This window comes from Synergistaceae bacterium (assembly GCA_021372895.1).
In the GTDB taxonomy this organism is placed as follows: Bacteria; Synergistota; Synergistia; order Synergistales; family Synergistaceae; genus JAJFTP01.
On sequence record JAJFTP010000084.1, the window covers coordinates 1 to 10233 of the forward strand.

General features: G+C 41.4%; 7 protein-coding genes and 1 pseudogene. 7 read left to right on the forward strand and 1 reads right to left on the reverse strand.

All coding sequences use genetic code 11. The annotated features are described in order from the left end of the window. Positions 1–132: 132 nt before the first annotated feature. From LLF78_07875 to LLF78_07905, 7 genes and pseudogenes are all read left to right on the forward strand, one after another. A pseudogene (locus LLF78_07875) lies at positions 133–267 on the forward strand (universal stress protein). Positions 268–803: 536 nt separating this feature from the next. Then, the gene (locus tag LLF78_07880) at positions 804–2564 is read left to right on the forward strand and encodes an SYNERG-CTERM sorting domain-containing protein (protein ID MCE5202412.1); all 1761 of its coding nucleotides are present in this window, start codon (positions 804–806) and stop codon (positions 2562–2564) included. Between the two features lie 278 nt (positions 2565–2842). Then, a complete protein-coding gene (locus LLF78_07885) occupies positions 2843–3910 on the forward strand; it encodes a YeiH family protein (GenBank protein MCE5202413.1) in 1068 nt (355 codons plus the stop codon). A gap of 753 nt (positions 3911–4663) precedes the next feature. Then, complete coding sequence (cas3, locus tag LLF78_07890) at positions 4664–6970, forward strand: CRISPR-associated helicase Cas3' (protein MCE5202414.1); 2307 nt, start codon at positions 4664–4666, stop codon at positions 6968–6970. A 31-nt stretch (positions 6971–7001) separates the two neighbouring features. Further along, entirely contained in the window at positions 7002–7739 is a 738-nt protein-coding gene (gene cas5c, locus LLF78_07895) for a type I-C CRISPR-associated protein Cas5c (GenBank protein ID MCE5202415.1), read from the forward strand. Further along, positions 7732–9537 (forward strand): type I-C CRISPR-associated protein Cas8c/Csd1, encoded by a 1806-nt coding sequence (gene cas8c / locus LLF78_07900; GenBank protein MCE5202416.1) that lies wholly within the window; start codon positions 7732–7734, stop codon positions 9535–9537. The genes cas5c and cas8c overlap by 8 nt, the downstream gene beginning before the upstream one ends. Positions 9538–9592: 55 nt before the next feature. Then, positions 9593–10045, forward strand: coding sequence for a type I CRISPR-associated protein Cas7 (locus tag LLF78_07905; GenBank protein ID MCE5202417.1), 453 nt, complete (start codon positions 9593–9595; stop codon positions 10043–10045). Between the two features lie 11 nt (positions 10046–10056). Here the strand turns inward: LLF78_07905 and LLF78_07910 are convergent, their stop codons facing one another. Further along, a complete protein-coding gene (locus tag LLF78_07910) occupies positions 10057–10230 on the reverse strand; it encodes a transposase domain-containing protein (protein MCE5202418.1) in 174 nt (57 codons plus the stop codon). Between the last annotated feature and the right edge of the window lie 3 nt (positions 10231–10233).

Genomic DNA, 10233 nt, shown 5'->3' on the forward strand with positions numbered 1-10233 from the left:
GAAATTGGGCAATAAAAGAAGTAGTATTTCTTAACCCTCCGAAGTGCAAAACAACAACGGAGGAAAAAGCAACAAACGCAGCGTAGTGATCAATTGCTGAAGCGACATGTACGGTTGACAGCTACCGAGAGCTACAGCAATATTGAACATATCCTTGTCGGCAGCACTGCCTCCAAGGTCGCGCGCTATGCCCCCTGCTCGGTCCTCATCTACCGCCCGGGCAAGGATGTCTCCCCGATGAACCTTGATCCCAACCCAAGATGGTAGGTTTCCCCGGCAGGAGAGCCGTTCGCCGATAAAAACATCTTAAGTCGGCCTTATCTCCAAACTACCCAAGCAGCAAATACCTCCTTGACCCCTGCAGCCTGATTTTTGCCGGATATGTCCCTAATGGCGAAGATTGGGCTGTTTTTTATATTTTGGACGGCAGCAGTTTGTTTTAAAAAAGTTCATCTAAAAAACAAAACGAATTTTTATAAGTTTTTTTATATAACTATTGACAAATAACAATTAAACGGCAGATAATGATCATAAGGTCATAAAAAAATAAAGTAGATAGAATTGGTCAACACATGGGAAGGGGAGGTTACAAAAAATAACATTGGTTTTTACCGGTTTTTTATTTGCCTGATCCGGCGTTCGCAGGAAGGGACATCGGTGTGTTCTTGTCTATTTAGTCTGTTCAGAGGTATTCTGCCGCATCTCCAAATTTCCACTTGCACTTGATTTGTCAAACTGAGCTTGGACAGAGTGATTATTGATAACATCGGCCTATCGTTTAAAAAACTAGGGAGGCGCACAATATGGAAAGCAAACACGGCAAATCAGTAAAAAGCATCCGATACTTAATAATAGCATCACTGTTGCTCAGTTTTATGTGTTTGGCGGCATGGGCAGCTCTTCTGCCCGCAGAGCGTTTCAGCAACGCAGGAGCGGTCCAGGGCCAGGCTGACGGGCTCACGCCTGGCGGAGACCGTCACAACAGCTATGCGTGGACAATGGAGACCATGAAGAACAGCGCGGGAGAAGAGTATCTATATGTTGGCTCAAACCGCGACCTTCTCTATCTCATTCCAACCCAGTCGGGGATCAGTATCGATATTGAGGAGGTTTTCAGCGGAGACGTTGCCGCTCCCGAGTCGGGAGACTTAAGAGCAAGGATCTTCAGGAAGAAGCTGGGCGGAGATGGTGACTGGGAAACGATCTACACCTCCGGGATGTTAAATACAGACTGGCCTGAAGATCTTGGTTACAGGGGCGTGGTATCCTATGCCGCACCTGGGGAGGATAGGCCATCCCTCTATTTCGGAAGTATGGGAGTGATGACGCGGCTATTAAAGATCGGTCCTGACTTTGATCCTGAAGTAGACGAACCGCAAGTTGTTTTCCAGACAGCGCCCGGCTCGGCCTCAAGCCTGCGTCCCATTACGGTATATAACAAAAAACTGTACCTGGGTGTCCTGACGGTAAATGACAACGAGGCCAGCGCTGATTTGCAGGTCCTGGAAAGCGAGACCCCTGACGAGAATGGATCGTGGGCGCCTGTCGCGGATAAAAGAGACTTTCCGGGAGCCAGGATGACCCCGATAGCGACAAATTATGGCGGCATCTGGGACATGATCTCCTTCAACGGCTGGCTCTATGCCTTCGTTGGCAGTAACTACACAGGAGCAACTGATGACGGTTTCATGGTCTTCAAAGGCAAACCTGTTGGGGAAGGAACGCCGGGCCGTAATGACTACGGCTGGCTTTGGGAAATGGTGGTAGGTGATAAATCAAAAGGAGCCAGATATCTCTATGGAGCGGGGAACAATAGCAACGTTACAGCGACTCCTTTCCTCTACTCGGTCGGCGGCAAGGACTACGTGTATGTCGGCACATTTGCTGACGTTATTTCTCCTCTTTCTATGGTTACAAGCGGAGATCTGACCGCGCTGACTTCCTCTCTTACCCCATGCCAGGTCTACCGGTTTGACAAAAATGACAATTGGGAGATGATAATCGGCAATACGCAGGATTCACACGGAGAATTCACAGAACGTAAAGGCAACTACGGGGCAGGGTTCTTCAACCCGCCGGCCGATATGGGTGGAATACCAGCCGGTATGTCGCTAAGAGATCTTTCGATGAACCAATATGCGTGGCGCATGGGGGTATACAACGGGAAACTCTATGTAACCACCTTTGATGCAGGTGTTATTCTGGATTATCTGAGAAATTTTGTGACCACAGATGCAGAGAAGGAAGCGATAGACCAGATAGTCAATGCCATAAGGGAATACAACACTAATCCTTCGGGCTTCGACCTCTATAGCACATCTGACGGGGTGAATTTCTCAGCGGTAACCGTCAATGGTTTCGGAGACAAGTTCAACTATGGAGGACGCACCGTAAAGGCAACTGGCGACGCTATCTATATAGGGACGGCCAACCCGTTCTACGGGGGCCAGGTCTGGAAGCTCTCCGAAGAGCATCACGGCGGCAGTAGCGGCTGTTCGGCGGCAGGGGTTTACCCGCTCGCCCTTCTGCTGATCGTTCCTATGTTTCTTCGCAAGCGCCGCTAGAAGGCATTTCATTTAAATCAGAATTAAAAGGTACTGGTAAGAAGAGGGGGGGCATATGCCCCCCCTCTTTTGAAGGGCTATGTTTATCGCTTGATGATCACAATATTCTCTTAACAAGAGGCAAAATGGCCGGAATAAATGTTACAGCGCGTGTCCAAGACAAGATAGGTAAAAACCTGATCTGCATATCGCACAATAGTATTTTACAATATCGCAATTACTCAATAGAATAGGGGCATCAATGCGAAAAACAGAGGCAATACAGAGAGGATGTTTTTATGATCCAAATCAGAAAAATCACACCGGGGATGCTTCTTTGCGTGCTTATCTCACTTCCCGCATGGTTCCTGGGAAAGGCTTTCCCAGTTGTAGGAAGTCCTGTCTTCGGGATCCTGGCAGGCATGCTTCTCATAATGGCCTTCCCTGCGCTGCTGCGGACAGAAAGACGCCGCACCGGCAACAATAGCCCGGCAGAACTATTCAGGCTCGATGACGGAGTCAAATACACATCAAAGAAGATACTGCAGTACTCGATCATCCTGCTTGGATTCGGGATGGACCTATTCCATGTCATAAAGGTCGGCGGCCAGTCCCTGTATGTGATAGCCTTTACCCTTACAGCCTCATTCCTTACAGCGTATTTTGTCGGCAGGGCCCTGAAGCTTGAGGGGAAGACGACGGCTTTGATAGGGATAGGGACATCGATCTGCGGTGGATCAGCCATTGCCGCAGCCGCGCCTGTAATAGGAGCGAAGGACGAAGATGTGGCCCATGCAATATCGACAATATTCCTCTTCAACATCATTGCCGTATTTATCTTTCCGGCATTAGGGGCTTACCTGGGAATGAGCGATACGGGGTTTGGAATGTGGGCAGGAACGGCTATTAACGACACCTCGTCCGTAGTGGCGGCCGGAACCGCATGGAGCAATGCGGCAGGCAACAACACCGCGCTCGGATTTGCGACAATAGTCAAGCTGACAAGGACACTGATGATAGTGCCTGTCACGCTTGTACTGGCTGTCTGTACGGCGTGGAAAGCGCAGAAAGACCGGTCAGGCGAACATAGAGGCCAATTCAGCTTTATAAAGGTTTTCCCCTGGTTTGTCATAGGTTTTGTCGCGGCCGCGGTAATCAACACCTTCTGGAGCATTCCCGCAGTCTCCGCCCCGCTTGTCACAGCCGGCAAATTCATGATCGTCATGGCAATGACGGCAATCGGGCTCAACACCAACATAAAAAAACTCCTCACAAACGGCCTGAAGCCCCTCTTCCTCGGAGTTTGCTGCTGGGCCGCCGTGGCCGTAGTCTCACTCATTGTCCAAAAGTTCATAGGTATATGGTAGATCTCTCCTAAAAACAACAAAACCAATAAAGCAAACACAGCAGCCGGCAGTCATCTTATGGTGAACGCCGGCCGTTTAGGGTATTGGAGCAGATAAAAAAATATAAGGCTGGAGCATGATTGAATCCCATGTCCGTTTCTATGATTTCTAGATGATATCCATGCTGTTTTCTCTCTCATACATCAGGAACAAAATATTGACTTATTATGTCTGTAGCACTATAACTATATCAATAAATCATGCGTGTCCTTTTCTCAAATGGAGCCAGAGATGAATCCTTCAAAGAATTAATGCCGCAAATGTTGTATGCATTTAATATCGCGTAAATTAAAGATACACTGAGATATTTTTTTACTGCTGACCGAAACAGATTTTTACGCGGACCATTCTGAGCAGCCATAGCAACAGCAATCAGCACATAAGTTACATTTATACCTAATTCAAAATTGCTCAAATTCTCCTCTAAAGGCATTGGCTATTACTGGATCCTGTTTTCAGATTTCTTGCTGTCTTGGGCTGCAGTTAAGTTTATATAGAATTTTGCACTGTTGTCCAAAATATACAAAAACAAAAAAACGGATCCGGTTGCAGCAAGGTTTTTTTGTAGTATTTTGTACAAATGTGGAATCAGGTTGCCAATGCGGCATAAGAGCTGGATTTTTCTTGATATAGTTACTTGAATCGACCTTTGTAAAAATTTATCTTGGACACGTGTGAGAATTTTGAAAAAAACTTGGAAAGATGGTTATTATATTGACTAATTATTATGCACACTCAAAAATTAATGGTAAATTTGATTTACTAAGGGATCATTTATTACTAGTTGCCAATCGTTCAAAGCAATGTATAAAATTAACTTATAGAGATGAAGCATACATTGCAGGACTATATCATGATATTGGCAAATATGGGAATCTATTTATACGTAGATTACAAGGTCTTGAAAGAGGAATCGATCATTGGAGCGCGGGCGCATCGTATGTACATAAGCAATGCCCTTGGGCTTTTGGTGCCGTAATGTCTATACAGGGTCATCATGTTGGTCTTGGAATTTTAAGTAAAAATTATTTACCAATTGATTTAAAATCTTATAAAGACGTTATGCCGCAATCCCTTCGCTTATCTGAAGATTCACTTGATATTTTAATAAAGTGTATGTCGGAAGATGATATACCATTGCTAGAATATAATAATGAAAATTTTGATTACCCTAAAATAATGAATTATAAAATATGTCTTATGAATAAAGTTAGAATGATTTTCTCTTCCCTTACTGATTCAGATTTTATAGAGACTGAAGCTCATTTTAATAGAGATATTAAAGGAGAAAGAATATATAGATCAGATGGGCGTAAATTGAATCCATCGCAATTGCTAGAAATTCTAAATAAATATATTTTTGGATTTAAATATAGTAAAATGTCTGAAGAAATGCGCATATTACGCGGAGATTTATTAAATACATGTAATGAAAAGGCACGTTTGGAGCCTGGGCTTTTTACTCTTTCAGCTCCGACTGGTTCAGGGAAAACAATATCCATGCTCTATTTTGGACTAAAACATGCATTGATATATAATAAAAGGAGACTTATAATCGTATTGCCTTATTTAAATATTATAGAACAAACTGCTGATAAATATAGAGAAATTTTTAAAGATATTGAATGTAATAATGAAATATCTATTGTTTTGGAAGATCATAGCCTTGCTGATGACATCGAAAATAAAGATGATGATGAAAGTAAGAGAGAAGCACAAAGATTACTGTCACAAAATTGGGATGCCCCTATTATAATTACAACTAATGTTCAGTTTTTTGAATCTATATTTTCAAACTCTCCATTTAAATGTCGTAAAATTCATAATATAGCTGATAGTGTTATTTTGTTTGATGAAGTTCAGTCAATAAATCAAGAAATTGTTATTCCAACATTGGCGGCGTTGTCAGATTTTGCTCAAAATTATGGTTGTTCTGTTGTTTTTGCAACCGCTACGCAACCTGCATTTGGGACTCTTCACCATTATGTTAAAAAATGGTGTTTCAATGGTTGGACTCCTACGGAAATAGCTTCTTCTGAATTAGGACTTTTTTCTAGGAAAAAAAGAGTTAAGGTGAAATGGCCATTTATGGATGAATATCTGTCATTAGAAGGACTTTGTAAAGAAATAATCTCATGTAATACTCAAAGTCTTTGCATAGTTAATACTAAAAATCATGCAAAAAATATATTTTTATATCTTAAAGAATTTATAGGTAAAAATTATAATGATATTCTTTTTCATCTTTCAACTAATATGACTGTTGAGCACAGAAAATCAGTTTTAAAATATATTAAATCAAAATTAAAAAATCATGAACCATGTATTTTGATTGCAACGCAATGTATAGAAGCAGGAGTTGATATAGACTTTCCATCTGTATTTAGAGCTCTTGCTCCACTTGACGCAATAGCTCAGGCTGCTGGACGTTGTAATAGGAATGGATTGCTTGATGAAGGATCATTTAGGGTTTTTATCCCAGACAAAGAGAGTTTTGGTGGTGGATCATTATATCCAAGTAAAGACTATCGACAAGGTGCTGATATTTTAATAAATTGGCTTAAAAATAATAATGGTAATATTGATATTGAATCATCAGAGATTTTTGAGCGTTATTTTAAAGAATTATACTCTATAACAGATGTAGATAATGGGAATAAGCCCCTATACGAGGCAATTATGGGGCTTGATTTTGCTGAAACATCAAAAATATACCAAGTTATAAATCATAATACTTCTAATTTGCTTGTTCCGTACAAAATCCAAGATTATAGGGTATTAGCTAATGAAGCGCGGATGCAAGGACTTAGTCGCAACTGGATCAAAAGAGCACGCAAGACGAGCATAGGAATATACCGTCCATCTGTGGATTCAAATATAGCTGGGTACATTGAGCCTGTGAAGTATAGAGATATAACTGGTTGGGGGGAAACAGGATGGTTTATATATCTCAGAGAGGAGGATTATGACGAAAAAATAGGTTTAGTAATACCTTTACAAGATAATTGTTATATTGGTTGAGTCTTTGCCAACATAGGGAAGGAGGGATCGTATGGAAAGCAGTGTGTTTTTACCAAAATCACAGATACTTGAGATTTGGGGAGATTTTGCTTGTTTTAGCCGACCAGAATTGAAGGTTGAGCGTTTTAGCTATCCTGTTATTACGCCATCTGCGGCAAGAGGAATTTTTGATGCAATATATAGTAAGCCGCATGAATTTATTTGGCGGATAACAAAAATTGAAGTTTTAAGCATGCCGCAATATATCGCGCTTCGCAGAAATGAAGTCAAGAACAAAGCCTTAGTTTCGGAAATTAATTCTTGGATAAAAGGAAACTCTGAGCCTGTACCATTGTTGGCTGATGCTACTCAAGATATATTAAGTGGTGTTGATACAAAAGGCAGGACCCAACGCCAGACAATGGCTTTGAAGGATGTTCATTATCGCATCCATGCTTTGATTTACCCCTGGCCGGAGTTTAAATCAAGAATAAAAGGTCTTGAAGAGCAATTCCGCAGGAGGGCATCCAAGGGTAAATGTTTCTACCAGCCTTATTTGGGCTGTAGAGAATTTCCTGCATATTTTGAACTCCTTGAGCCAAAGCAACCATTAGCCGCTCCAATGAATATTGATATTAACATTGGCTGGATGTTATATGATGTCTTTAACCTCTCTTCTCAAGGGGATGCTTACTCAACGCCTTCAGTGAGTATATTTAATGCAAATGTTAAAAATGGAGTTCTCCTTGTGCCGGAATATGAGAGCAAGGAGGTCTTAAAGGATGCTTGACAAATTAGTTGAATATGCCGATAGCTACATAGGCGTTACGAATCCTGGGTTCAGGCCAAAAGAAGTTAAATGGGCCCTACAGTTCTCGACAAATGGGGACTTTCAGAATGTGCTTGAGCTTGGCAATACAAGCGATAAAAAAAACAGAGGGAAGCTCTTTCCGAAATGTCCTGATTTTTCTCCAGCTGAAATTGTTAGTTGGGGATATCGTCACTTTCTTGTCGATACGGCTGAAGTTGTTGCATGTTATACGAAAGCGGAGAAAAAAGAGTTAGAAAAAATTGTGGCGAAGCATAAAACTTTTACTAAACTTATTTCATTGGCAAGAGAAGCCATGCCAATACTCGGGGTGGTTTTAAATGCGCTTAATGATAAAAATGTACTGGAAGATATATGTGCAAAACTAAAAGACAAGAAAGTAAAACCAACGGATAATGTCACTTTTAGGATTGGCGAAGAATTTCCTCTTGAGTCATCTGATTGGCATCAGTGGTGGGAATCGTTCAGAGCCGCACAGTCTGTTTCAAACAGAAACAAGGATACAATAGTTCCTAATTCTAAAAAAAAGAAAAGGTGTTTCATAAGCGGAAACATTATAGAGCCTGTCTCAACGCATCCAAAAGTTTCAGGTCTTAGTGATGTTGGAGGCCTATCTTCTGGTACAACGTTGGTTGGTTTTGACAAGGAAGCATTTTGTTCCTATGGTTTTGATCAGGGAGAAAATGCTCCAATATCAGAATCAAGTGCTGTGAAGTATCGTGCGGCTCTTGATGATTTAATAAAAAAGCATTCTGCGACATTTATTAATACAAAGGTTGTTCACTGGTATAAATATATGCTGCCAGAAAACAGCGAAGATCCATTAGATATACTAGTGTCAGGAGATATTGAAGGTAGCACATTACAAGCTCTGCAACAGATGAAAAAAATGCTTGATAGTATAAAAAATGGAGAAATTGTGAATTTGGGTAATAACCAATATTACTGTCTTGCATTATCTGCAACAGGCGGAAGAATAATGATCCGGAGTTGGATTGAAGGTAAAATCGAGAGTTTGACTCAAAATATTTATAGTTGGTTTGAAGATATGGCGATAGTAAATAGAAACGGAGGAAACGCGCTGGCTCCGGCGCCTAAATTTTATGCAGTTTTAGGAAGTTTAGTAAGAGATATCAAAGATGTTCCGCCTCCATTAGTGGTTGCGCTTTGGAGAAGTGCTATTACAGGATGTCAATTACCAAGGCCTGTTATTGGGATGGCGCTTTCTAGAATACGTACCGCGCTCAGTAAAGATGAACCTGTCCTTCATGCAGGAATTGGAGTGCTAAAAGCTTATTTGTTAAGACATTATAGAAGTGAAGAAGGAGGTAATGAAATGGCAGAGAACATTAAAAAATTTGTAAATCCGGAACATCCTAGTCCAGCTTATCAATGCGGCAGATTAATGGCATATTTTGCTTCGTTACAGTATAGAGCCCTTGGAGATGTGGGGGCGGGAGTGGTTCAGAAGTATTATGCTTCTGCTTCTGTGACTCCTGCCTTGGTTATAGGACGTTTAACTACTCTTTCGCAGTTCCATATTAGCAAATTGAAAAATAATGGTGGTTTTTGGTATGAACAGCGGATATCAGAGATCTTCACAAGAATGGGCGACAGTATCCCCGTTACTCTCACACTTGAAGAACAAAGCCTCTTTGCTCTTGGCTATTATCAACAAATGGCAGAATTGAGGACGAGAAAAGAAGTTGGGGAACAGGAACCTATTGAACAGGAGTCCATTATAGAAGCTACGGTATAAGTGAAACTTAAGAAGCGTGGTTGATGCTTATAATTGATAAAAGGAGGAAATGTAGATGAATAATATTATCCAAAATAGGTATGAATTTGTATTTCTTTTTGATTGCATAAACGGAAATCCAAACGGAGATCCAGATGCGGGGAATTTGCCTCGTATAGATCCACAGGATATGCATGGACTTGTTTCCGATGTTGCAGTAAAACGGAGAATAAGAAATTATATCCAGCTTGTACATAATAATGAAATGCCTAATGCTATTTTCATTGAACATGCTAGTAATCTTAACCGTCATATATCTAGAGCGCATGAAGAAACGGCAGGCGGTTTTGTTTTGAAGGGGAAAAACGATAAAGGCGCCTCAAAAGACAAGGTTGAGCTTGCACGAAAATGGATGTGCAAAAATTTTTATGATGTTAGAACGTTTGTAAGCGTCAAATATCCCGGACCTGGAATCATCCAAGGGTTCGGGATGTTATTGTCTTGCACTAAAGACAATACACGGGACTGAGGTTCAGAAGCTTACTGCGCAGGGGCTATGTCGTTATTGTGTCCCAGACGTAAACTGTCCGGCAGATCTTTGCTCCACGGCAGCAGCGTATGATAGTTTTCTTTTGTAATGTTGGGCATGGTCTCAAAGATGTACTTGAGATATTCAAAGGGCTTGAGCCCGTTTTCCTTCGCCGTCTCTATTATGGA